This window comes from Sphingobium sp. B2 (assembly GCF_007693735.1).
Classification (GTDB): domain Bacteria; phylum Pseudomonadota; class Alphaproteobacteria; order Sphingomonadales; family Sphingomonadaceae; genus Sphingobium; species Sphingobium xenophagum.
On record NZ_VDBZ01000001.1, the window covers coordinates 1,620,566 to 1,641,955 of the forward strand.

The 21,390-nt window shown below is 61.5% G+C and carries 27 protein-coding genes; 25 read left to right on the top strand and 2 right to left on the bottom strand.

Going from position 1 to position 21,390, the window contains the following annotated elements; translation table 11 throughout:
* Window positions 1-16 precede the first annotated feature (16 nt).
* From FE851_RS07965 to FE851_RS08060, 21 genes are all read left to right on the top strand, one after another.
* Window positions 17-430, top strand: a complete 414-nt coding sequence (locus tag FE851_RS07965) for a hypothetical protein (protein WP_145201395.1) — start codon at window positions 17-19, stop codon at window positions 428-430.
* A 14-nt stretch (window positions 431-444) separates the two neighbouring features.
* Window positions 445-1,386: a phage tail tube protein gene (locus FE851_RS07970; protein WP_145201398.1), complete on the top strand. Its 942-nt coding sequence runs from the start codon at window positions 445-447 to the stop codon at window positions 1,384-1,386.
* A gap of 12 nt (window positions 1,387-1,398) precedes the next feature.
* Complete coding sequence (locus FE851_RS07975; RefSeq protein WP_145201401.1) at window positions 1,399-1,692, top strand: hypothetical protein; 294 nt, start codon at window positions 1,399-1,401, stop codon at window positions 1,690-1,692.
* Window positions 1,693-2,286, top strand: coding sequence for a hypothetical protein (locus FE851_RS07980; protein ID WP_145201404.1), 594 nt, complete (start codon window positions 1,693-1,695; stop codon window positions 2,284-2,286).
* A gap of 214 nt (window positions 2,287-2,500) precedes the next feature.
* Complete coding sequence (locus FE851_RS07985; RefSeq protein WP_145201407.1) at window positions 2,501-4,543, top strand: hypothetical protein; 2,043 nt, start codon at window positions 2,501-2,503, stop codon at window positions 4,541-4,543.
* On the top strand, window positions 4,540-5,136 hold the full coding sequence (locus tag FE851_RS07990) for a hypothetical protein (protein ID WP_145201410.1): 597 nt from the start codon (window positions 4,540-4,542) through the stop codon (window positions 5,134-5,136). The genes FE851_RS07985 and FE851_RS07990 overlap by 4 nt, the downstream gene beginning before the upstream one ends.
* Window positions 5,136-5,609, top strand: a complete 474-nt coding sequence (locus FE851_RS07995) for a hypothetical protein (RefSeq protein ID WP_145201413.1) — start codon at window positions 5,136-5,138, stop codon at window positions 5,607-5,609. Before FE851_RS07990 ends, FE851_RS07995 begins: the two co-directional genes overlap by 1 nt.
* An 11-nt stretch (window positions 5,610-5,620) precedes the next feature.
* Window positions 5,621-6,244: a hypothetical protein gene (locus tag FE851_RS08000; RefSeq protein WP_145201416.1), complete on the top strand. Its 624-nt coding sequence runs from the start codon at window positions 5,621-5,623 to the stop codon at window positions 6,242-6,244.
* Window position 6,245: 1 nt separating this feature from the next.
* Window positions 6,246-6,656, top strand: coding sequence for a DUF6950 family protein (locus tag FE851_RS08005; RefSeq protein WP_261370980.1), 411 nt, complete (start codon window positions 6,246-6,248; stop codon window positions 6,654-6,656).
* Window positions 6,649-8,610, top strand: coding sequence for a phage tail protein (locus FE851_RS08010; protein WP_145201422.1), 1,962 nt, complete (start codon window positions 6,649-6,651; stop codon window positions 8,608-8,610). Before FE851_RS08005 ends, FE851_RS08010 begins: the two co-directional genes overlap by 8 nt.
* Before the next feature lie 172 nt (window positions 8,611-8,782).
* Window positions 8,783-9,601: a hypothetical protein gene (locus tag FE851_RS08015; protein WP_145201425.1), complete on the top strand. Its 819-nt coding sequence runs from the start codon at window positions 8,783-8,785 to the stop codon at window positions 9,599-9,601.
* 22 nt (window positions 9,602-9,623) lie between these two features.
* Window positions 9,624-11,135, top strand: a complete 1,512-nt coding sequence (locus tag FE851_RS08020) for a hypothetical protein (protein ID WP_145201428.1) — start codon at window positions 9,624-9,626, stop codon at window positions 11,133-11,135.
* Window positions 11,136-11,218: 83 nt separating this feature from the next.
* A complete protein-coding gene (locus tag FE851_RS08025) occupies window positions 11,219-11,608 on the top strand; it encodes a hypothetical protein (RefSeq protein ID WP_145201431.1) in 390 nt (129 codons plus the stop codon).
* 201 nt (window positions 11,609-11,809) lie between these two features.
* Complete coding sequence (locus FE851_RS08030) at window positions 11,810-12,319, top strand: TIGR02594 family protein (RefSeq protein WP_145201434.1); 510 nt, start codon at window positions 11,810-11,812, stop codon at window positions 12,317-12,319.
* Complete coding sequence (locus FE851_RS08035; RefSeq protein ID WP_145201437.1) at window positions 12,316-12,669, top strand: DUF6527 family protein; 354 nt, start codon at window positions 12,316-12,318, stop codon at window positions 12,667-12,669. The genes FE851_RS08030 and FE851_RS08035 overlap by 4 nt, the downstream gene beginning before the upstream one ends.
* A complete protein-coding gene (locus tag FE851_RS08040; protein ID WP_145201440.1) occupies window positions 12,666-12,851 on the top strand; it encodes a hypothetical protein in 186 nt (61 codons plus the stop codon). Before FE851_RS08035 ends, FE851_RS08040 begins: the two co-directional genes overlap by 4 nt.
* A 106-nt stretch (window positions 12,852-12,957) precedes the next feature.
* Window positions 12,958-13,098 carry a hypothetical protein gene (locus FE851_RS26050; RefSeq protein ID WP_186378776.1) on the top strand — a complete coding sequence of 47 codons (141 nt, stop codon included), beginning with the start codon at window positions 12,958-12,960 and terminating at the stop codon, window positions 13,096-13,098.
* A 31-nt stretch (window positions 13,099-13,129) separates the two neighbouring features.
* On the top strand, window positions 13,130-13,375 hold the full coding sequence (locus FE851_RS08045; RefSeq protein ID WP_145201443.1) for a hypothetical protein: 246 nt from the start codon (window positions 13,130-13,132) through the stop codon (window positions 13,373-13,375).
* Window positions 13,376-13,406: 31 nt separating this feature from the next.
* Window positions 13,407-13,595, top strand: coding sequence for a hypothetical protein (locus FE851_RS08050; protein WP_145201446.1), 189 nt, complete (start codon window positions 13,407-13,409; stop codon window positions 13,593-13,595).
* Window positions 13,595-15,718, top strand: coding sequence for a hypothetical protein (locus tag FE851_RS08055; protein ID WP_145201449.1), 2,124 nt, complete (start codon window positions 13,595-13,597; stop codon window positions 15,716-15,718). The genes FE851_RS08050 and FE851_RS08055 overlap by 1 nt, the downstream gene beginning before the upstream one ends.
* Window positions 15,715-16,575: a right-handed parallel beta-helix repeat-containing protein gene (locus tag FE851_RS08060; RefSeq protein ID WP_145201452.1), complete on the top strand. Its 861-nt coding sequence runs from the start codon at window positions 15,715-15,717 to the stop codon at window positions 16,573-16,575. The genes FE851_RS08055 and FE851_RS08060 overlap by 4 nt, the downstream gene beginning before the upstream one ends.
* An 84-nt stretch (window positions 16,576-16,659) precedes the next feature.
* On the opposite strand, the gene FE851_RS08065 is transcribed toward FE851_RS08060, so the two are convergent.
* Complete coding sequence (locus FE851_RS08065; protein WP_145201455.1) at window positions 16,660-16,947, bottom strand: hypothetical protein; 288 nt, start codon at window positions 16,945-16,947, stop codon at window positions 16,660-16,662.
* Between the two features lie 9 nt (window positions 16,948-16,956).
* On the opposite strand from FE851_RS08065, the gene FE851_RS08070 reads away from it, so the two are divergent.
* Window positions 16,957-17,673: an SOS response-associated peptidase gene (locus FE851_RS08070; protein WP_261370876.1), complete on the top strand. Its 717-nt coding sequence runs from the start codon at window positions 16,957-16,959 to the stop codon at window positions 17,671-17,673.
* Here the strand turns inward: FE851_RS08070 and FE851_RS26685 are convergent.
* Window positions 17,670-17,801 carry a hypothetical protein gene (locus FE851_RS26685; protein WP_261370877.1) on the bottom strand — a complete coding sequence of 44 codons (132 nt, stop codon included), beginning with the start codon at window positions 17,799-17,801 and terminating at the stop codon, window positions 17,670-17,672. The two genes, FE851_RS08070 and FE851_RS26685, sit on opposite strands and share 4 nt — an antisense overlap.
* A 173-nt stretch (window positions 17,802-17,974) precedes the next feature.
* On the opposite strand from FE851_RS26685, the gene FE851_RS08075 reads away from it, so the two are divergent.
* From FE851_RS08075 to FE851_RS08085, 3 genes are all read left to right on the top strand, one after another.
* Window positions 17,975-18,784: a hypothetical protein gene (locus FE851_RS08075; protein ID WP_145201458.1), complete on the top strand. Its 810-nt coding sequence runs from the start codon at window positions 17,975-17,977 to the stop codon at window positions 18,782-18,784.
* Between the two features lie 129 nt (window positions 18,785-18,913).
* Window positions 18,914-19,420: a hypothetical protein gene (locus FE851_RS08080; protein ID WP_145201461.1), complete on the top strand. Its 507-nt coding sequence runs from the start codon at window positions 18,914-18,916 to the stop codon at window positions 19,418-19,420.
* A 185-nt stretch (window positions 19,421-19,605) separates the two neighbouring features.
* Complete coding sequence (locus tag FE851_RS08085) at window positions 19,606-21,390, top strand: cation:proton antiporter (RefSeq protein ID WP_145201464.1); 1,785 nt, start codon at window positions 19,606-19,608, stop codon at window positions 21,388-21,390.

Genomic DNA, 21,390 nt, shown 5'->3' on the forward strand with positions numbered 1-21,390 from the left:
TGATGTCGATCAGGCCGTGAAGGCGATGCTGAAAGCTGCCTGCGTCGCTTATGACGTGATTGCGCTGGAAGATGGCCAGGAACGACCGCAGCGCATATCGCCATTTGGCACCGTTTTCATGCGCGATGGGGATCCCGGCGAACCTGATATCGACCTGTCACCGCCAACCTATCACTACAACCAACGCATCCCGATCGAGATCGCGGCCTATAAATCCTCCGAGCCCCTGCGCCTGGTGCTAGACCGCATGGCCGGGGCCATCGGTGCAGCGGTCGCCGCCGACCGCTTCCTTGGCGGGGCGGTGGATTATCTTGATGTCACGGCGATGGAATTGACCGGGCTGTCTGCCTCCGCGCCGGGCGCCCAGACGCAGATGGGCGGGATGTTCGAAATCGTCGCCAGCTACCACACCACAAACCCCCTTATTTAAGGACGGAGAGCAACATGGGTTACGCACAGGGCATTAACGCCGTCATGCATGTCGGGTTTGAGACCACGCCCGGTGTTACACCCTCGACCGGCTTCCACAAGGTTCCGTTAGTCAGCCATAGTTTGGGCGAAGAGCGTCCGCTGATTGAGGATGATCAGCTTGGCTTTGGCCGTGACGGCCTGGACCCGGTCTATGACGTCGCCACCAATGACGGCGATGTCGTCGTTCCAGTCGATCACCGCGCCTTCGGCCTATGGCTGAAATTGTTCTTCGGCGCGCCGTTCACCACGACGGTGAGCACTGGCCGCTACCAGCATGCCTTCACGTCCGGCGCTGGCTCGCTCCCGTCCTGCTCGATTGAAATCGGCAGCCCGGAAGTCCCATCCTATTCGGTCAACTATGGGGCGATGGTAAATCAGATCCGTATCGCCATGGCGCGATCGGGGATGCTCAATGCCACCCTGTCGATGATCGCCCAGGGCGAAACGGATCTGATGTCGACAAGCGTAGCAGGCACGCCAACCACTTTCGTCAACAATCGGTTCATGCAAGCCACTGGCCAGATTGCGATCGATGGCGAAGTCATCGGCAATATCGTTTCAGCGGACATCTCGATCAGCAACGGCCTCGACAAGGTAGAGGTCATCAAAGCTGATGGCCGCATCGATGGCGCGGTTCCCGGCGTCACCATGGCGCAGATCCGGTTCACGGCGCGCTTCAAGAGCCTCGATCTACACAACAAGGCAACCTCGGGCACGCCCGTCGAGATCACAGACCTTGGCTGGGGCGAGGGCCTCAACGGCCTGCGCTTTCGATTCCCTCGCGTGTTCCTGCCCCGCGTGAAGCGGCCGATCACGACGCCGCGTGGCATCGTGCAGGACTTCAACTGCCAGGCCAGCGGCAAGGGCGGCAACAAGATCTTCGCGACGCTCAGCAACGACGTCGCGGCCTACTAAGGGAGTAAGACATTGAGCGACACCCCTATCGAAAATGCGGATGCCCCGGCAGTCGAGGCCCCGCCTTCTGTCGTCGACATCAACGAAACCCCACGGGAAGCGCTGGCGAAAATCCGTGTGGTCGATGCGGGCACCGGCACACGCATCGACAAGGTCATCTTCGCCGACGCCATGGCCGGCAAGGTCAAGCGCTACGCGGTCGAGAATGGCGACCTGGTGCGCGTGGATGACCGCTTCGTCATTATCGAGGAGGATCGGCAGATCAGCATCGAATGGCTGGGCAATAAAATAAGGAACAGCTTTTAGATGCTCAACCTTGCGACAGAAAAGGCAGCGTTCGAACCATGGTGGTTCACGCTGCACGATGCCATCGGGAAAACGCCTGCGGTGCGCGTGCTGTTCGCGCCTATCGGGCGGATCGCGTTGCGCGCCGCGCGACGCGCGGCCGGTGAACAATGCCAGGGCGTCGATCTGCCCGACGATGAAAATGCATCATTGCCGCCGGAACTGATCGAGGCGGCAGGCGACGCCATGTCCGAAAGTCTGCTGATGTCAGGCATCATCGACTGGGAAGGCGTTGGCGATGCCGATGGGATCAAAGCTCCAGTCACGCCTGACAATCTCCGCCTGTTTCTGGCCGACCCGATCCGGTTCGAACGGCTGGACACTGCCTATGTCCGCCCGTTCGTGCTGCGGGAACTGGAAAAAAACGGCTTAGCCGCCTCTCTGCCTGGCACTTCAGGGATCGCGGCGCACATATCTGCCGAACCGTCTGTGACGCTCGACGCAACGGACGCTGCAAGCCAGACCCGCAAGGTGAAACTGTCGAAGCGCAGACGGGCTGCCCGTACGAAGCCTACGAACCGCGAACAGAAGCAGGCGCAGGCGTCTGGGACGTAATTAGCACCTGTGGCCGTCAGCTGCGTGTCGGGTCCGCCGCCCCGTTCGGACTGGACTTCGGGGCGGCACTGGCGATGGGCGCGGCACAGGGTGCCGACATGGAATTGCTGTCCTGGGCGTTGCCGGTGATCGAGGCTCATGTCCTCGACGGAATCGCCGACGATGAACCAACAGAATGACGATCGTACGATCCTCCTGACCAAAGCGAGATGAGATGACCAGCCCTAAAGTCGCCATTCGTCTCGGGACGGAGGGCAAGGAAGATATCAAGCGCGATTTCCGCGAGGTTGGTGACGCGGCTGAGGCTTCAGCAAACCGTGCCCTCAAAGCATATGATCAGGCTGCGACAGGCTTTGAACTCGCCGATCGGCGGAGAGCCGCTGCCGCACAGAAGATAGCAGCGATCATGCCGCAGACGGCCATGCAGATGCGGATCAACGATGCGGTCGGCACCGGGTCCAGTCTGCAGGAAGGGTCGGCGCGAGCGTCCGCCGCCGCGTTCCGCGAATTGTTTGCCGAGCAGGAACGCCTGACGGCCGGCGCAGCCGCCTTGCGCGCGCAAATCGATCCGACCTGGGCTGCCCAGCAGCGGTTCAACAATGAAATGGTTGAAGCAAGAGCGCTGCTCGACGCAGGCGCGATCACGCTGGATGAATATAGCGCAAAGCTTCGGATGGAAGAGGCCGCGCTGGAAAGTGCAAGCGCCTCACAAAGCCGTCACGTCGTCACATCGGGGGCAATGCGTGCCGGGATGCAGCAGCTGGGCTTCCAGGCGCAGGATTTTGCCGTCCAGGTGATCGGCGGGACGGATGCGATCAGGGCATTCGCGATGCAGGCGCCGCAAGCGATCGGTGCCTTGCAACTGATGTCCGGCCAGGCCGAAGGCAGCAGCAGCAAATTTGCCAAGTTCGCCAGCATTCTGGGCGGCCCGGTGGGTGTCGCCATCGGTGTTGCCATTCCGCTCGCGGTCATGCTGGGGGAAAAATTCTTCAGTGTCGGCGATGACGCCGACAATGCGGCCAACAAGGTCGACCGGCTAGGCGATGCGTTGAAGCGGCTGCGGCAGGAGCAGGCCAGCCAGGGCGATATCGGCGAAGTCCTGACCAAGGTGAATGCCTTGCGCGACCAGCGCATGGTGCTGACGGTCCCGCGCGCACGCGGCGAGAGCCCGGAAAGCTACACCCGCCGTCTTGCAGAGGCGCGTGGCAAACTCGATACCCAGATCGCCGACCTTGAACAACAGATCGCATGGAACGAGGTCGCGCAGCAGGGGAAGCGCGACGCATCGGCCTACAAGGCAACCCCTGCCGCGACAAAGACACGCGCCGTGCGGGATAGCGGCAAGAAGGAAGCGATCCCCAAGAGCATCCTTGATGTTGATGCGATATGGAAATCGAATACGGCATGGGGCGTCGGACAAGAGACCGGCATCGCATCGCGCGATGCGCTAAATGCCCAAGGCGAGGCCCTGGCCGAGCGTCAGCGGATGTTCCGCGCAGCCAATGACGATATCAGCGCCGGAAATGCCCTGCTGAATGTCGAATGGGAATTGCGGGGCAAGAGCCGTCGGGAGATCGAGGCGGCGGTCGAATTGCGCCGCTATCAGCTGGAACTCGAGCGCGACGGCAAAGATCAGACGGCCGAGCAGGTCGAGCAGCTGGTCAGGGCGAAAGCCGCGCAGATTGCCTTTACCAACGTGCTGGACGACAGCAATGCGCGGCTGATGGCGATGCGGGATATCGGGTCCAATGTCGTCGATACGGTGCTGAACCCCAGCAACTGGAGCAGCTGGAAGAATGTGGCGATGAGCGCCATCAACGATGTCGTGTCAGCCATGTGGAAACTGGCGGTCATCAATCCAATCCAGAATCAGATCAGCGGCGGCAACCTGCCCACGATCGGCAGCCTGTTCGGCTTGTTTGGCGGCGGACGGGCGAAAAATGGCGGATCGGCGATCGGCAACATGTACACCCCTGCCGGATCGATGCTTCTCGGCGAGAATGGGCCGGAAATGGTCAACTTGCCGCGCGGCGCGCAGGTGATGACGGCCAGCGACACGCGCCGGGCGATGGCCGGCAACGACAACGGCTTGCAGATCCGCGTGATCAAGGGCGACCTGTTCGATGTCGAGGTGACACAGATCAGTGCCGGGGTGAGCGCGCAGACTGTGGGAGCCGCCGCGCCGATCATCGCGTCCGGCGCCAGCAACGGGGCACAACGGGCGGTGTCCAGGCGCAACAGCCGGAGGCTCGCATGATCGAGCTATCGGCCAGCGACCTGCCGGCGTCGGTTACGCCTGCCTTCGTCGATGTCGGCGGGACAGTGCGTGGCGCGACCAATGCGGTCGGCGTGCGGATCGACCGGCCTGGCGGCCATTATCGCGCGGCGATCAGCATCGGCATAGGGACGGCTACCCAACGATCCGCGCTGATCGCCGATCTGGTGCGCGGCAAGCAGGAAGGGCTGCGCACCGCCTACCCTTTGCAGGGGGTCGACCAGAGCGGATCGGGCGCACCCGTGATCGACGGCGCTGACCAGGCGGGGCGCGTCCTGTCGCTTCGCGGCCTGACGCCGGGCTATGACCTGGCCAAGGGCTTCTGGATGTCGATCGAGGATGCGACGGGCCAGCATTATCTGCACAATGTGTTTGTCGGCGGCCTCGTGGCGGGCGACGGCAAGGTGACGATCACGCTGGGCGAACATCTGCGCGTCCCGTTCGCCGATGGCGCGACGGTGCATCTGGACCAGCCCATGATCGAGGGCGACATCGCAGGGAACGACCAGAGCTGGCAACTGACACGCGGCAACCGGGTGACCGGTATCCAGTTCACGATCGAGGAAATGGCCTGATGGCAAAGCAGGATAGACAGCGGATAGAGCAAGAATTCGCATCGCAGGACGCGGAAGCGACGGCGAGGCTGAGCTATTCGATCGGCTTCGCGCAAAGTGGTCTTCAGGCGCTCACGCTGATCAACGGTGGCGCGCTGGTGGCCCTGTTCAGCTTCGTAGCTTCGGCCAGTGCCGTGACGTTCGACCTTGCGGCGCTCTGGTGGGCGTTTGGATTCTTCGCCGCCGGTCTGGTCTTTAACATTCTCGCCTATCTGGGCGCGCACCTCGCCCAGGACCGCTATTATATCGTCGCGCAATATTGCGCCTGGAATGCGCAGGACGAGATGGCGGACGCGGATGCAAGCCATGACCCTATGCCACCCTACAGGGCCGGATCGATCGCCCAGATGGCTGCGATGCTTTGCGCGATCCTGGCACTGGCAGCGTTCATCGCCGGCTGCGGCTTCGCCCTGAGCGGCGTGGCGTCGAAGTAAGTCGCGGATCCATGCGGCACGTGCGGCTGAGCGGCCTGCTGAAGCTTGAATTGCGCGACGGGCGGACAATCCGCCTGTGCGACGGGGGCTGGGTGCCTTGGGCGGGCGAAAAGTTCATCGCGCGCGATCCGACGTTCGGCATCATCGGATCGATGGAACCGTTAGAGGAAGGGGTCGGCGACGAAGTTCCCGCCTTTTCGCTGACCTTCCTGCCTGCCAGCACCGCCGCCGCGGTCGATCTGGCTGCGCCGGGGATGCAGGGGTCGCGCCTTCGGCTCTGGATCGCGGAACTGGACGATGTGACCGGACAGATCATCGGCACGCCGGACCAGCAGTTTGACGGCCAGATGGATCAGGTCCGGCTGATCACCGGGCTGCGCAAGCGTGAACTGCCGATGACCTTCGTCCCGCGGGGCGAACGCTTCTTCAATTCGAACGACGGCAACACATTGTCGTCGGCTTTCCACAAGTTCGTTTTTCCCGGCGAACTGGGCGAGGACAATGCGACCGGGCTGACATCCTCCGTCGCCTGGGGCACCGAAGCCCAGCCCGGCTCCAACGGTGCGGGATCAGTTGTCTATCCCAGTGCGGGCTGGTCCAATTATGCAAATCAGGGGAGGACGCAACTTGCCTGAAATGACACGGCGCACGGAGGCGACCCGCAGGACGCTGGCGAAATATGCGCGCCCGTTCAGCTGGCGCGCGCGGGTGACATGCCTTCATATGGCGCGGACGCAGATGCGCAACATGGGGCATCGTCCCCCGCCCATCCCCGATTTCCGGTCCGCTCTTGGGGCGCGTACGGCCCTGAAAAAGGCAGGGTTCGCGACTGTCGCCGATCTGTTCGACAGCCTTCTGCCCCGGATCACGCCTGCGCAAATGTGGGTCGGGGATATTGCCCTTCTGCCGGGCGACCAGATGTTCGATTCGATCTGCATCAGCGACACGGTTGGAAAGCTGGTCGGCTTTCATGAAGATGGAGAGGATGGCGTGCATGCGCAGCTTGTCCTGTCTCTCGATCATGTGATCGGGGCCTGGCGTGTCTAAGACTCTGCGCACCGTCGCGGTCATAGCGGGCGCTGTTGCGCTGGTCGCGGCCACCGGCGGCGCGGCTCTGGGTGCGTTCGCACCGGGGCTGGCTGGCACAGCGACGCTCGGGGCGACCGGGATTTCTGCGGCGACACTCACGACCGTCGCAACCGTTGCATCGGTGGCGTCCACCCTCGCTTCGATCGGTGCGCAACTAACGGCCAAGAAGCCGCCGGCACGCGGCACCATCAATCAGGTCATCATCGCCGCGGAACCGCCTTCGCCCTATATCATCGGCCGCACCTATAGCGGCGGTGTCCTGCGGCACGATGTCGGCTATGGCGCGACGCTCAAGAAGGTGAAGAACCCCTATCGGGGCATGGTGCTGGTCTATTCGGTCGCTGGTCCGCTGCTGGGCCTGGAGGCCTGCTATATGGACTATGCCGCCATTCCTTTCAGCGGGGGTGCGGCGACCGGCTATTATAGCGGCTTCCTCTATCGCGACGTGCGCAACGGACTGGCTAGCGAAACGGCACTGACCCCGCATTTTGCCGGGATGCCCAACTGGACGTCGGCGCATAAGCTGTCGAGCAAGGCGGCGATCCTGTGGAACGGTCTGTTCGACAAGGATGGCAAGCGGTTCGCATCGGGCTGGCCCACTTCGGGCGCGGTGTGGGAGGGTGTCATGACCTATGATGCCCGAAAGGACAGCACATATCCCGGCGGTTCCGGCGCGCATCGCATCGCGGATGAAACGACGTGGGAATATTCGCAATGCCCCGGCCAGCACGCGCTCGCCTATGTGCTGGGCCTATTCCGCAACGGCAAGAAGGTCTTTGGCGTCGGCCTTCCACCCGATGGCATCATCGTGCAGGATTTCGTCACCCTGTCGAACATCTGCGACGCGAACGGGTGGAAGGTCGGCGGCGTCCTCTATGAGCCGGGCGACCGTTGGGCCAATCTGAAGCGCATCCTGGAGGCGGGCGCGGCGGAACCGATGTGGCGCGGGGGCAAGCTGGGACTGCGGTTCAATGCGCCGCGCCTGTCGCTCTACACATTGACCGCCAACGATCTGGCCGATGAGGATGTCGACGTCACCGCGCAGCAGACATGGGCCGCCCGACTGAACGGCATTCGGCCCAAATATCGGTCGGAAGCCAATAAGTGGGAATATGTGCAGTCGGACCTTGTCAGCATTGCCAGCTACGTCACGGAAGATGGCGAGGAGAAGATCGAGGAACAGCAATATGACCTGATCCAGCAGAAGGATCAGGCGGCGCAGATCGCGGCCTACAAGCTGCTGAACGGCCGCGAGCTCGCGCCGATCGTCGTGCCCTGCAAACCCCATATGCGGCATTTCGGGCCGGGTGACATGCTGACGCTGGACCTGCCTGACCATGGGCTGGGCGGGATCGACGCCGTCATCCTGAAGCGACAGATCGATCCGGCGCGGATGATCGTCACCTTCACCTTCATGTCGGAGAGCGAGGGCAAGCATGACTTCGCGCTCGGCCGGACCGGCACCGCGCCGCCGACCCCGGCGCTGACGACAGGCGAGGATCGCGACGACATTGCCACCGCGATCATCGACCAGACCAACAGCCAGTTGTTGATCCAGAATAGCTATCCAGTTGGCCTGTCGATCTCATCAAATAATGTGGGTGGGACATCGGCCAATATTGTGCTGAGCAGCCACACACGGCGCTATACCGACAGGGATGTTGCCATCACGGGCGCGACCATCACGGGCCTCGTCAACGCAACCAGCTATCGCATCTATTATGATGACGGGGATCGTTCCGACACGACGCCCGCTTTCATAGCGACCACTACCGCTCAGGACGCCTATCTGTCGACCGATCACCCCGACCGTCATTTCGTCGGGATCATCACGACTGCGGCGGCCGGCGGGGGATCGACTGGCGGTTCAGGTGGCACGCCTCCAGGCGGCGGAAACTGGGATATTCCATAAGGCGCATGACGGTGCGCGCCGATGATCCACTATACTCACCAGACGACATCTGTGCCTGCAAATTGATCGCCGCGAATATCTATGGCGAAGATGCCGACCTGTTGTCCGAGCCGCCAATTTTCAACCAGGGGACCTAATGATGCGATTGCGCGGTGTATCACCTGCTGGAGCGATGATCATACGCTCCGGCGAAGCCAAGGCGCTGGCCGCCATACTGGCCGATGCGGAAGGCGCCGCACAAAATCTGAGCGGTTGGAGCTTCAGCCTCGTCATACGGCCGACTGACGGCACCGAGCCGCTGCCATTGATACTCCCTGTCGATGGGCTGATCGCGCCCGATGGCCTGTCGGTGAGCTTTCTGATCAGCGGCGATCAGGCCAGCGCCATTTATGAAGCCGGCTTAAGACAGCGACTATCCTATGACCTTGTGCAGCAAGCGCCCGCTGGTCCGTTAACCCGCTGGACCGAACGGGTCGCGGTACAGGCAGGCCCCAATCTGCCAACGGAAACCACCCCTGTGCTGGTCGAACTGCCGGTGAGCCAGATCATTGTGTCGCCGGACCGGATCGTCGTCAGCGAAAGAGGCGCGCGCGGTCGCAGCTGGGCCGAGCAACTGTTCGAAGCCGGGATCATCACTGAGCCGAGCGCGGCGGCGGTGGAAAATCACTATGCGGCGCTGGCATATGCGCTTGAAGAGCGGGTCGGCAATGCGGAGGTACTGGCCACGACGTTGCGTGAAGTGGGCGTACGCGGATGGCCCGGCGCGGTGTCATCCTTCCAGCTGCGCAAGGCCCTGCAGGTCGACGGAAGCTACCAGTCAGTCATAGACGCCCTGTCATTCGATCGCACGACCGATGCGGCAATTCTGTTTGAGGCAGGGGAGGCCACCGAGCTGGGCGACGTCCTTTCGATCGCCGTCAAGGCCGCGACGGGCAAAAGCGATTTGCAGATGAACAGCCTTTACGCGGCAGCCGCCGCCATAGCATCGTGAAAGGACGGGTATGAGATTCCGGATGATCATTGGCCTGCTGGCGGTCCTGCTGCCAGGCCCGGCATTGGCGCAGGTGCAGGCACAGATTGGCCTTGATACAGCGCCGGTCAGCGGCTGCCGCCGTTTACTGGTCCGCGATCCGCAGAAAAGTGGCACCGACAAGAATGTGACGGTCGGCTGCCTGAAAAATGGCGATCTGGAATTGAGAGGCATCGAGGCACAGATCGGTCGCGTCACCATTACGAACAGCCTGGATCTGGGGCAAGGCAGCACCATGTCCGCCCCCCTGGCCCGTTCAACCTGGTCGCACAGTGCGCCGACCTATGATCTGGCAAGCAACCTTCTAGGCGTGTCCAACTTTTATCATGCCGGTGACGTCACGATCCCTGCCGGCAAGCAGTATAACGTCATTCGCATGGATGGCATTTTCAGGGGCGGGGACAAGGCCAAGGGGATCAATTTCGATTTCGATGTCTATGGCAGCGATGATGCCTATGGTGTGATCGGCCTGCTGAACAACTATGGTCCGGGTCCTTCGAAGGCGATTTACGGGCGCAGCGTGGCGAAGTCCGGTAGCACCGGCATCGTCGTGGGCGGCGTGTCGGGCGTAACCGTCGACACCGGCGCGACGCCTTCGGCCGCCTATGGTCATCAAATCTCGATGGCCGGCACCGGGTCCGCAGGCGTCGCGAATTTCGGGCATACTGCGCTCAGGATCAACACGGACAACAATATCCTTGGCATCAACAATGGCGTTATCGTCCTTGATGAGGGCATATTCTCCGACAATCGCGTCGGCTACAGCGATGCCTTTATCCGCGCGGTGAATGGCACAGTCGGAACAGACGGGACGCAGACGCAGGCCGCAGGCGCATTCCTGAGATGGCAGGATGTAGGGGGACAATTCCTTTTCGAAGTCGATAAGGACGGCCTGCTTTTCCAGCGCGACAAGACAGGCAAGCAGCTTTTCGCCACGGATGCCGGTGGCAACGTCCTGATGGGCAGCACCAACGTTTCCCAACGCCGCTTGCAACTCTACACAAGCGCCACCGAATATTACCTTCAGGGGGTGGACAGCGGCAACTATCTGCGTGTGCGCGACAATACGATCGGCAAGGACCTGATGCGCCTGTCTGGCATTTCGGGCGATATGGCGATTGCGAGTGGTCTTTACCCCTTCACGACAACCGCCCAGCCCATAGGATCCTCGGTACTCCGCTTCACCGATGTCTTTGGCAATGAAGTGCCCGCCGTGACGATCGTGACCAGTGGCGCGAGTTATGTCATCGGCACCAACGACAAAGTTGTCGTGGTTCGCAAAAGCAGTGGTTCTGCAACAGCGGTGACGCTTCCTGCCAGTCCCGCTACCGGGCAAACGATCATCATCAAGGATGGCAAGGGGGATGCAGCGGTCAACCCGATCACCATCACCGCTCTGGCCGGGACCATCGACGGTGCGACGAGCAGCGTCATATCAGCCAACCGAGGCGTTGCAAGGCTGACCTACGACGGCACCGAGTGGGTGGCGCTCTAAGTTGTTTGATTGTCGCAGAGCGGTTTCCTGAAGGAAGCGGGTGCCCCTCCCCCCCCATTAATTGAAACCGAAAGTATGACCGAATGGACGAGACGGGACTGGCGGGCGACGTCGCCCAGGTGGCGGCGGGCGGCTTCAGCCTTGGCGGTGGGCTGTACATGATGCGCTGGCTGATCCTTTGGCTGACAGGCCGTGCGGATCGCGCCTCCGCTGACAATGACAAGCAGCGGGCGGAACTGGATCAGAGCTGGAAAAGCTATCGGCTGGTCCTGGAGGCCCGGCTGGAAAAATCAGACGAGCGCATCGACCGGCTGGAGCGCGAAGTGGAAGAATGCCACCGGTCTAAGATGAAAACCGAGGCCGACCTGGCGCGACTGCGCGCCGTTGTGGATGGCGAGGGTCAGAACCGACAGATGGGCGCTGCCGTTGCAGCGTATGATCGATTGATCGACCGCCAGCGAGACGGAACTTAGACGATAGAGACGAGTGCCGCGACGGCGCTCCAGATGGCGACCGACAGAAGAACGCCGTTTGCCATGCCCTGCATCGCACGGGGCGGCGGCGGAGGCCGCCTTTCGATGATGTTCATATTCCTCTCCTTTTCATAAACCAACGGGGTGAGGGACGGAACGTTCCACGGGCGCTGCGGGCGCCCTTTTTCATGGAGAAAAAGCATGGGTTCGACTGATCCGGCGTGGCTTATGGCCGCGCGGGCGCTCCTTGGCACGCGCGAAGCAGCCGGGAGCGCCAACAGTGCCTCTATCCTTGGCTGGGCGAAACAGCTCGGCGCCAAGGCGCTGGGCATGATCTACAATGCCGACAGCATCCCCTGGTGCGGCCTCTTCTGCGCCCATGCGGTGCAGGCTTCCGGCATTACGCCACCACCGATCGCGGTGCGCGCCAAGGCCTGGGCAACATGGGGCAGTGCCATCGCCGCCGATCGCCTCGCCCCCGGTGCCATCCTGGTGTTCGAACGGGCGGGCGGCGGCCATGTTGCCTTCTATGTAGGCGAGGACGCTACCCACTATCATGTCCTTGGCGGCAACCAGGGCGATGCCGTCACCATCATGCGCATCGCCAAATCCCGGTGCATTGCCCGGCGCTGGCCCAGAGGCTGGCCGGTGATCGGCGGGCCGGTGAAGCTGAACGCCAACGGCGCGCCGGTGTCGAGGAATGAGGCATGAGCCGCCCAGAAATCCAGCGAGGCGACCGCGCGGTCTTGATAAAATCCAATACCGACCGTCTCGCCTTTCGCTGTCCCGGCTGCAACGCTCAGCACGTTTGCAGTGTGAATGGCGCCAACACTTGGCAATGGAACGGTAGCCTCGATCTGCCGACCCTCTCACCCTCGGTACTGATCACCTACAACGGACCTGACGCCGGGCAAGACCGAGGCGATGGCAAAAACGCCCCGCCAGCTGTGTGCCACAGTTTCGTGACTGACGGACGCATCCAGTTTCTGACTGATTGCACCCATGCGCTGGCGGGCCAGACGGTCGACATCCCTGAATTTGATGGAAAGGACGAAAAATGAACGACGTCACCACTACACAAATTGCGGCCGGGGTGCGCCAGGTCGTGCTGATCGTGGGCGGCTATGCCATCGGCAAGGGCTGGCTGGGCGCTGACACGGTCGAGATGCTGGGCGCTGTCGCGCTGGTTGTCGTGCCGCTGGTCTGGGGGCAGATCAGCACACGCAAGCTGGCGAAGAAGTGATGGCCAGCATCGGCCTCTTCATCGCGGGCTTTGTCAGCTTTCCGCTGGCGATCATCGCGGTCGCCGCGCCCTTCGTCATTCGTGCATTTCGGCGGGGGGTAGACTGGTGATCCGCCTGTTCCCCCTGCTGCTGTTGCTGGGCGGCTGCACCACGGTCCACCCCTACGCAACATGCCCCAACGCGAAGGCCGCCCTGGCGCTGGCCGAGCGCGTCGTCGCGCGGGTCTGCCCGATGGACGTGCGCTAACGCCCCTCTCTTCCCCTGAAAGGACATATTGATGGCCCTAGTCCATATCACTCTCTGCAATGTGCAGGCGCGTGCCGATACCGGCGCTACCATGCCGATCCCCGACAGCGTCGAAGGCGCGGCCGACACGATCGAGAGATCGGGCACGAGCGCGCAAGCCTCGATCGTGGCGGCCGCGCCTTCGACGCTATCGGGGATCGGCATGGTAGCGCCGGTATCGGCCCGCGCCTGCACATTGCAGAGAGTGATATGGACTCTGTCTCTTATACACATCTAGATGTGTATAAGAGACAGCGCAATCCTCGATCGTGGCGGCCGGGCCGACCCTGTTAAGGGCGCGTTTCTGGACGATCGTGCCCAAGGGTGACGTCTGGGTCAAATTCGGAACTGATCCCACTGCCGCGTCCGACACCGGGCACCTTGTGCTCGCCAATCAGCCGCGCTCCTTCGCGGTCACGGTGGCGGGCGAGAAAGTCGCCATCAAGGATGCCGTCTGATGCTCGGCTGTCTGGGCGATGTGGGCGCGCTCACGCTTGGCACCATGGGCGTTTTGGGGGCGGCGGGTGCAGCGCCTGAGCCTGCGCCCGCCCCTATTAGCGCGATCGGAGCAGACGGCTTCCAGGCGGATTACGCTTCAACGCCATCGATCCCGTCGCCAGTTCCGTTCGCCGTGTCCCGGCAGGGTTATGATGCCAGTGCCAGCCCGGTAACGGTTAGTGACACCCTTTACGTCACCACGCGCGTACGCCAGCCATACCCCAATCAAGCCAGCCTGACGCCCCTCACTGTCGCGCTGTCAGATTATCTCCTGTCTACTGACACAGTTTCCGGGGCCGCCAATAACAGCGCGGAAGCCAGCCCCAAGCCAGTCGCGAATTGGGTATCGCCTGATCGCCTGGTTGTCGGCAACAGTATAGGCGGCTCGGCATATCCGGTCGAGTTGGTGGCCTTCCACTACTACATGCGGGCCGGCAAACAGGTCGCGGCTGTCAAATTCGTAATCACAGACGGGACGACGACGATCAATGTCGTGGTGTCCACGCCTACCGTGTCGGGGCGCGCCGGGGATCAGAACGCGGTGATCGTTTATGCCCTGCCGACGACGGATATTTCGACGCTGACAAACAACGCGATGGTGACGGTCAACGCGGAAGTGTACCCGCATGTCGGCGCGGCAGCGTCTGTCCTGAAAGGCGCAGATGTCTCGCGCTCGCGTGAATTTTCGCCGCGCTATTTCCTCAAGAACACGACACTGGAAGCTGCACCACCTCTCGCCTATGTGTCGCCAACCGGGAACAATAGCACGGGCGTTATTTCGACCACGGCAGCGACCGCGAAGGCATCGCCATACCTTACGATGACCGGCGCGCTGGACGCATTACAGGCCGCTTATTCGGCTACGACCGGCGTGGACGGTTGCCGCATCCGCATCATGGCGGGCGGCGACATCGCCCTGGGGTCCGGCGCGGCGGTTGCTAAAACGCAAAAGGTGGCGGCGCTTATCGTTGAGCGTGACCCCGATATAGCGATGGCCGACGCTCGCCTGACCGCTGGCGCTCCCCGCCCACGACTTGGTTCTGGCGGGACGCTCACGGCACCGATCACGACTGGCTGTCTTATCATTAGAAACCTTCGGGTGCAGCGTACAGCGACAAGCGCATGGACGGGTGAGGCTGGAACCCGGCTGGAAATCTTTCTCGATAATGTCGAGTTTGACAATAACGCGCAGGCGTCCACCATGTTTTCAAACAGCGATGGGTACATTTATGGGATGACGCTCACGGGCGAAACCGCTCAATTCGTTGGCCCCAGCGGCAACGGGCAATGGCGGGTTTGGCGCGGAGTGTTCCTCAACAACACAGGCGCGGTGCGCAATCTTGAAGGCTATTTGCTTGTAGGCTCCACCATCCGTCGCACAGGATCGACTGACAACAACAATGGGCGCATCATTGCGTTCAACAAGCTATGGGGCGTCGAAAACACGGGCGGGCCTTTCGGCGCTACTGGCGACGGTCAGGCCTGCGTCCAGAACGTCATTGAATATGTCAGCGCAACAGCGAACACGCAAACCGCTATATCGCCGGATAATTCATCCGCAGGTGCCAGCAATATCTTGTTTGCCAACAACACCCTTGCAGGCTTCAACGATCATGGCCGCTCTAATCACTGCTACGACGAAGGCGCGACGCCCCGCACTACCAAATTCTGCCGCAATCACGGCAACATCTTCGTCCAGCTAAACACCAAAGGCGATGTGTTTGTTATGGACGGCACACGTCTGGGCAATTTGGCCTTTGAGTATGGCGTTGGCTGCACGGATAATTTTACGCAGTTCAAGGCCGCTAACGGCGATCTGGTCGGGCAAGGCGCTAGCTTCGCGCAGCAATATGCGGGCCTTAACCCCAACTACGGCACGTCCAACAGCATCCGCAATGACCCGCTGTTCACCGCCCCTGCGAGCACGACCAGCGGGCCAACTGGCGGCGCGGGTGGCGGAACATACACGTTGCAATCTGGTAGCCCGTGCAAGGCGGCGGCTGATGCCGTGTTGCCGTTCGACCTTGCTGGAACCGCTCGCCCACAATCAAGCAGGGCTGACAGTAGAGGCGCTTACGTATGACCGCGAACGAACTGAAAGCCGCCCTCGCGAAATGCACAGGTGGCGAAGTCATCGACCTCGACGGTGCCGCGCTGGGCAAGGTTCTGCTCAAAGGCTACGCCTTCGACAAGGCGGTCAGCATCGTCAACGGCGCGCTAAGCTTCGACGTGCGCGGGTGCCGGGGGTTGCATTTCGAGGGCGTGACGCTTGGCACCAGCGTTGCGGGCTATGCTTCGACGGCGATCAGCGCACGCCGGGTCAAGGTATCGTCGCCCGATGCCACGGCCCTCACCTTCCACAATATCGCAGACGGTTTTGTCGAGAATAGCGAGTTTTTCGACTGCAATCTGGCGCTGGCCCTGCGCAGCTGCTCTAACTTCAATGCGCTCCGCAATCGGTTTCATGACATTCGGAAAGACGGCATTCGCATCCAGGAAGGTGCAGACGGCCTGATGATCGACGGCAACCACTTCTGGGACTTTTACCCCGGGACGGTCGGTGGAGAGGCAACTCACCCCGACGCGATCCAAGGCGCGACCGATGCGGTTAAGCCAACGCGCGGTGTCACGATCAGCAACAATCGCATCTGGCGTGGTGCCGGGCAGGCTGTGCAGGGCATCTTTTGCCGCACCTATGCCGGTCGGCTGAACTATGAGGGCCTGAGCATCCGGCATAACGTCCTTCACGGCACGCTCTATAATGGCATCGCCTTTACCGGTTCCGGCGCGGTCGAACGCAATACGCTCATCGGCCTGCAGGATCAGAAAACATGGATGCGTTGGGGCGCATGGGACGGGCCAATCGCTGGTAATTTCGCACCCACGTTTAATCAGTCGGGGAAGATTATTGCGGCACCAGCAGGCAATTGGCAGGGATGATTGCCTGCTGGCTCGTAACATGCGTGTGGGGCAGATGGCGCGGCTGGTCGAAGTGTATGGCTGAAAAGCAGTGATAAGCCCTGCCTAAGCCTTGGCCCTGCCGATTTCATGCGCGATATAATCGAACAGGCGGCGCTCCGTGAAATCCTGCGCGCCGCGGTCGATTGCGATTTTCAGCAACCGGTCGACCCAATCGACGGGCAGGACGACAGGAACGTCCGGTTCCAGATCGATGCGCAAAATCCCGCGCTCTTCGGGATAGGCTTCGCCAAGCAATCCTTCCCGGAACAGGTGCGCGATAGAATAGGCTTCGGTGGGAAGCGTCCATTGGCGCACGACGAACGGGTCGTAGGTGATGGTGGCCTTGCTCATGAGAACGTAATGAGAACATCAGCGCGAGTCGGGTCAAGCGCGTTGACAGGCGGCCTGTCGCAAACCACCTTCCCGACCATGTGCAATCGGGCTGAGCGCGGCGATACGCAAAAGGTGCTGCAACTGTTCGGCGCGCGGATCGGCGCGCGGTTCAATGATGGGCCGTTGCAGGTGCATCCCAAAGCGCCGGGCAGCGTCGTACGCATGGATGGCGACGGCCTGGTACTGGAACAGATGACATGGGGTTTCCCAGTCTCGCTGCGCGGCAAGAGCGGTCAGCCGCTCAAGCCCAAGCCGGTCAATAATGCACGCTTCGACAAGCTGGGGTCGTTCTGGAAGCGCTGGGCCGCCGAACCGCGCCAGCGCTGCCTGATCCCGACGGCACGATTCGCGGAAGCTGTGGGCCAACCGGGCCGCATGACCGAAACATGGTTGTCGGTGAAGGATCAGCCCATCTTTGCCTGGGCGGGGCTTTGGACCCAGAGCGATGAATGGGGCGCGGTCTATACCGGCGTGATGACCGACAATGCGCCGGAGCTGGCCGACATCCACGACCGTTCGCCGGTCATCCTTGATCCGCAGGATTGGGACACATGGCTGACTGCGCCGCTGAAGGATCTATATCAGTTTGATCGACCCTATCCGGCCGATCGCATGATCGTGGAAGCAACCGATGCGCCGTGGTTCAAGAGCAAATCTGCGTCGACGGGTCCGGCACTGTTTTAAAAATCGGTGCCGCGCCGTTCCATTTCGTCGATCACCGCTTGCTCATCGTCGCTGAGGTTTTCGGGATCTTCGACTTGCTGCCACAGCCGGATCAAAGCTTCATCCGTCAGATGCTTCGGATCAACCATCAGCACACTCCTCCACGTCGCTGACGGCTTACAACGCGGTGCCAAGCTATTGGTTTAAAAGAAGCGCAATTTCGTCCGGTTTACACGGGGAGCGCCGGAAATCCCGGATTATGCAGAGCTTGGAAGGTTTGCGCCTTATGCTACACAAGGTGTCCAATTGCTTCGAGGGTATCATGCCGGACGATCCTGACTTTAAGCTTCAAATCGATGTGCCTGCTTTGAGCACGTTGGCAGATACGACTGACAGGCTCTTAGAAGCTGGAACAAAGGGCTTGGGTAGTTTCCTCAGTAGTCTTTGTCAGCCCGGTGCGAATGAGATGGGCCTGCTCATTCAAGATAAAATTAGAGGCTGGCGTGCCCAGAATTTTGCAAAATACGAGCCTAAAGTAGCACGCATGATCGAAGCGCTAAATATTGAAAATCCTCGGCTTGCGCCGAGATTGCTGACTTTGGCAGTCGAGAGCGCCAGCCAAATAGAAGACGACGATATCCAAAATGTTTGGGCTGGTTTGCTGGCCGGATCATCGCGATCGGAAGAAAGCGCGAAGAAATCGCTCCTGTTCATGCAGATACTTGAAAGTTTGTCTCCAGAATGCGTTCGGATCATCGCGATGTCTATGACCCCACCGAGGTGCATTAATTTATCCGAGAATCGAGGTGTGGCATTCTACGGAAACAAATACGCTTTGGAGATGGTTCTTGCGCAAAGTGGTTGCTCCAACCCCACAGATCTTGGTGATGTGATTTCCCGTCTGGTGGGCCTCGGACTGCTCAACGTGGCCTCCGGAATTTCCGAGGATGTTTGCTCGCTTGTTCCACAACCTCTGGGCGCTAACCTAGTCGCGCGCGCCGAAGGTCACGACATGTCAGCTAAAGACGCTTACGGACCTGCTATAGATTTCAGTGCCTTAAGCGAAGAGGAGCGAAGCAACATATGCACCCCCATCATTTCCGTGACCACGACAATCGGTCCACGCAGCTAATAATCGAATGACAAACGTGAAGGGGCAGTGGTTGCGGTCGCAACGTGGCACGGCTGGGAGGTCTATAGCTGAATGCCGGCCAGATGATCCACCATTGCGATAGGCCACGTCGGCGCTTATGTTCATGACATGTTCCGAGGCTCCACATCGCTCATCGTCATTGGTGCAGAATTCGCCCAGCTCGGCCCCGCCCGCCGGGCCGAGATCGCGGAGTGCCGGCCGGGTGAAGTGCTCGAACTCCGCCGCGAGCGCGCGATCGTCGGTGGCCATGCTGCGGTCGGGATCTATTCGGCTCGCGGAATCCAGATCGGTTACGCCTGGCCGGACAGCGCGGATGAGATCGCCGGGCAAGTCGCGGTCGCCAGGGCGATATTTCAACGCGCCGAGACATGGGGCGCCGTTGCTCGCATCACGCTCGACGGGTCAACGCCCACCCTGCCCCAGCCGAAAGCAAAGCCCGAACTTCGCTTGCCGCCCCAGCCGCCACGCGACGAATATTGCGACATTTTCCCAACGCGAAGCGGGAAGGCGGACGCCCGCAGCGGACCACGCGCCATTCCGACAAAACGCTACAGGCCGCAGGGATCCATGCGTGAACAAATCAAAAACCTGTCGGAAGATGGATTGAAAATATGAGATAAAATGCGGCCTTAAAATCCGCCTTCCCCTGGAAATGCGGGTTCAAGTCCCGCCGTCCGCACCATTTTCTCTCAAATCCCCGATTTCGAACCGGCATCCGCGCGGAGCTTGGCGAATTGCCGTAACGGCATTTTTCTACCAAAAGGCTGGATATTCCACCGACTTGCCGCAATGATGGCGACATGGCCGGTGCGATTGATCCCCATAGTTTCAGCGACTCCCTCGTTATCCTTGGCGCGGCGGGGCTGGTTATTCCCGGATTTGCGCGCTTTCGCATCAGTCCGGTGATCGGGTTCATCCTGGTCGGGCTGGCGGTCGGCCCGGCTGGCCTGGGCGCTCTGGTCGGGCAATATCCCTGGCTCTATCATGTCACCATTTCCAACCGCGCGGCGATCGAGCCATTTGCGGAACTGGGCGTCATATTATTGCTGTTTTCCATCGGGCTGGAACTGAGCTTCAAGCGGCTATGGACGATGCGGGCGCAGGTGTTCGGCGTGGGCGCGGCGGAATTGCTGTGCAGCGGGGCGCTGATTGCGCTCGGCCTCTACGCCTTGGGCCAACCGACCGCAGGCGCAGTCGGTCTGGGGTTGGCGCTGGCGCTGTCCTCCACCGCCGTGGTGCTGCCGATGGTCGCCACCCAGAGCGCCGTCGGGAAAGCCGCATTTTCGATGCTGCTGTTCGAGGATCTGGCGCTGGTGCCGATCATCTTCATGCTCGGCGCGCTGGCGCCGTCCGTCGCGGCCAGTCCCGACGGGGCGTGGGGCGAGATGATGAGCACGCTGATGCGCGGCGGCATCACCATCGCGATCATGCTGGTGCTGGGCCGCCTGTTCCTGCCACATATTTTCAGCCAGGCGGCGCGGACGAAAAGCCCGGAGGTGTTTCTCGCCGCGAGCCTGCTGGTCGTCATCGTATCCAGCCTGGCGACGTCCATCGCGGGCCTGTCGCCGATCGTGGGAGCGCTGCTGGCCGGACTGATGATCGCCGAAACCGATTATCATGGCGAGGTCGAGGTCATCACCGCCCCGTTCAAGGGGCTGGCGCTGGGCGTATTCCTGATCACGGTCGGCATGAGCCTGGACATTCGCGTGATCCTGGCCAACTGGCCCAGCCTGGTGCTGGCGGTGGCGGGCGTGGTGCTGGCCAAGACGCTGGTGACCGCCGCGCTGCTCTATTTTTCCGGGGCGCGCAAGGGCGTAGCGCTGGAGGTTGGCGTGCTGATGTCCAGCCCTTCGGAAACCACCCTGATCGTGCTGTCGACCGCAGCGGCCGCGCAACTGATCCTGCCGTCGACCGCCGCCTTCTGGCAGATCGTCACCGCCATTGGCCTGACCATCACGCCATTGCTGGCGCGGATTGGCCATGATGTCGCCCGCCGACTGGAAATGGCGCTGGGCGAAGAACTGCCCGAAGCGAGCGAGGAGCATGCCGAGGCAGCAGCGGTCGTCATCGGCTTTGGCCGGGTCGGACGGATGGTGTGCGACCTGCTCAAGACCCACAAGCAGCGTTTCATCGTTGTCGAATCGGACCCCGATGTCGTCGCGGAAGCGCGGCGGGCGGGTTATCCCATATTATTCGGCGACGTGGCGCGCGTGGAAATGCTGGACAAGCTGCGGCTGGGCCATGCCCGCGCGCTGATCCTGACGATGGACGACCCGGTCCTGTCCGTCCGGCTGACCCGGCGGGTTCGTGGATGGGTACCGGATCTGCCGATCATCGCCCGCGCGCGCGATACCAGTCATGCCGCGCAGCTTTACAAGGCGGGTGCGAGCGATGCAGTGCCGGAGACGCTGGAAAGCTCGCTGCAACTGGCCGAGACTGCGCTGGTCGATCTGGGCGTGGCGATGGGGCCAGTGATCGCATCCATCCATCAGATGCGCGAGGATTTGCGGGTGGATATTAAAGATGCAGCACAGATGGAAACCGCACCGAAATTGCGGCGGTTGCGACCCGACGAGGTGAGCTGA

Bases quoted from the DNA above. Each gene is read 5' to 3' on its own strand.
- FE851_RS08035 (WP_145201437.1), top strand. From the start codon at position 12,316: ATGAGCCGCCCAGAAATCCAGCGAGGCGACCGCGCGGTCTTGATAAAA.
- FE851_RS08025 (WP_145201431.1), top strand. From the start codon at position 11,219: ATGGACGAGACGGGACTGGCGGGCGACGTCGCCCAGGTGGCGGCGGGC.
- FE851_RS08040 (WP_145201440.1), top strand. From the start codon at position 12,666: ATGAACGACGTCACCACTACACAAATTGCGGCCGGGGTGCGCCAGGTC.
- FE851_RS07970 (WP_145201398.1), top strand. From the start codon at position 445: ATGGGTTACGCACAGGGCATTAACGCCGTCATGCATGTCGGGTTTGAG.
- FE851_RS08065 (WP_145201455.1), bottom strand. From the start codon at position 16,947: ATGAGCAAGGCCACCATCACCTACGACCCGTTCGTCGTGCGCCAATGG.
- FE851_RS08000 (WP_145201416.1), top strand. From the start codon at position 5,621: ATGCGGCACGTGCGGCTGAGCGGCCTGCTGAAGCTTGAATTGCGCGAC.
- FE851_RS08080 (WP_145201461.1), top strand. From the start codon at position 18,914: ATGTTCCGAGGCTCCACATCGCTCATCGTCATTGGTGCAGAATTCGCC.
- FE851_RS08055 (WP_145201449.1), top strand. From the start codon at position 13,595: ATGCTCGGCTGTCTGGGCGATGTGGGCGCGCTCACGCTTGGCACCATG.
- FE851_RS08085 (WP_145201464.1), top strand. From the start codon at position 19,606: ATGGCCGGTGCGATTGATCCCCATAGTTTCAGCGACTCCCTCGTTATC.
- FE851_RS08075 (WP_145201458.1), top strand. From the start codon at position 17,975: ATGCCGGACGATCCTGACTTTAAGCTTCAAATCGATGTGCCTGCTTTG.
- FE851_RS08020 (WP_145201428.1), top strand. From the start codon at position 9,624: ATGATCATTGGCCTGCTGGCGGTCCTGCTGCCAGGCCCGGCATTGGCG.
- FE851_RS07985 (WP_145201407.1), top strand. From the start codon at position 2,501: ATGACCAGCCCTAAAGTCGCCATTCGTCTCGGGACGGAGGGCAAGGAA.
- FE851_RS08005 (WP_261370980.1), top strand. From the start codon at position 6,246: ATGACACGGCGCACGGAGGCGACCCGCAGGACGCTGGCGAAATATGCG.
- FE851_RS26685 (WP_261370877.1), bottom strand. From the start codon at position 17,801: ATGGTTGATCCGAAGCATCTGACGGATGAAGCTTTGATCCGGCTGTGG.
- FE851_RS08070 (WP_261370876.1), top strand. From the start codon at position 16,957: ATGAGAACATCAGCGCGAGTCGGGTCAAGCGCGTTGACAGGCGGCCTG.
- FE851_RS08015 (WP_145201425.1), top strand. From the start codon at position 8,783: ATGATCATACGCTCCGGCGAAGCCAAGGCGCTGGCCGCCATACTGGCC.
- FE851_RS07980 (WP_145201404.1), top strand. From the start codon at position 1,693: ATGCTCAACCTTGCGACAGAAAAGGCAGCGTTCGAACCATGGTGGTTC.
- FE851_RS08045 (WP_145201443.1), top strand. From the start codon at position 13,130: ATGGCCCTAGTCCATATCACTCTCTGCAATGTGCAGGCGCGTGCCGAT.
- FE851_RS07990 (WP_145201410.1), top strand. From the start codon at position 4,540: ATGATCGAGCTATCGGCCAGCGACCTGCCGGCGTCGGTTACGCCTGCC.
- FE851_RS08030 (WP_145201434.1), top strand. From the start codon at position 11,810: ATGGGTTCGACTGATCCGGCGTGGCTTATGGCCGCGCGGGCGCTCCTT.
- FE851_RS07995 (WP_145201413.1), top strand. From the start codon at position 5,136: ATGGCAAAGCAGGATAGACAGCGGATAGAGCAAGAATTCGCATCGCAG.
- FE851_RS08060 (WP_145201452.1), top strand. From the start codon at position 15,715: ATGACCGCGAACGAACTGAAAGCCGCCCTCGCGAAATGCACAGGTGGC.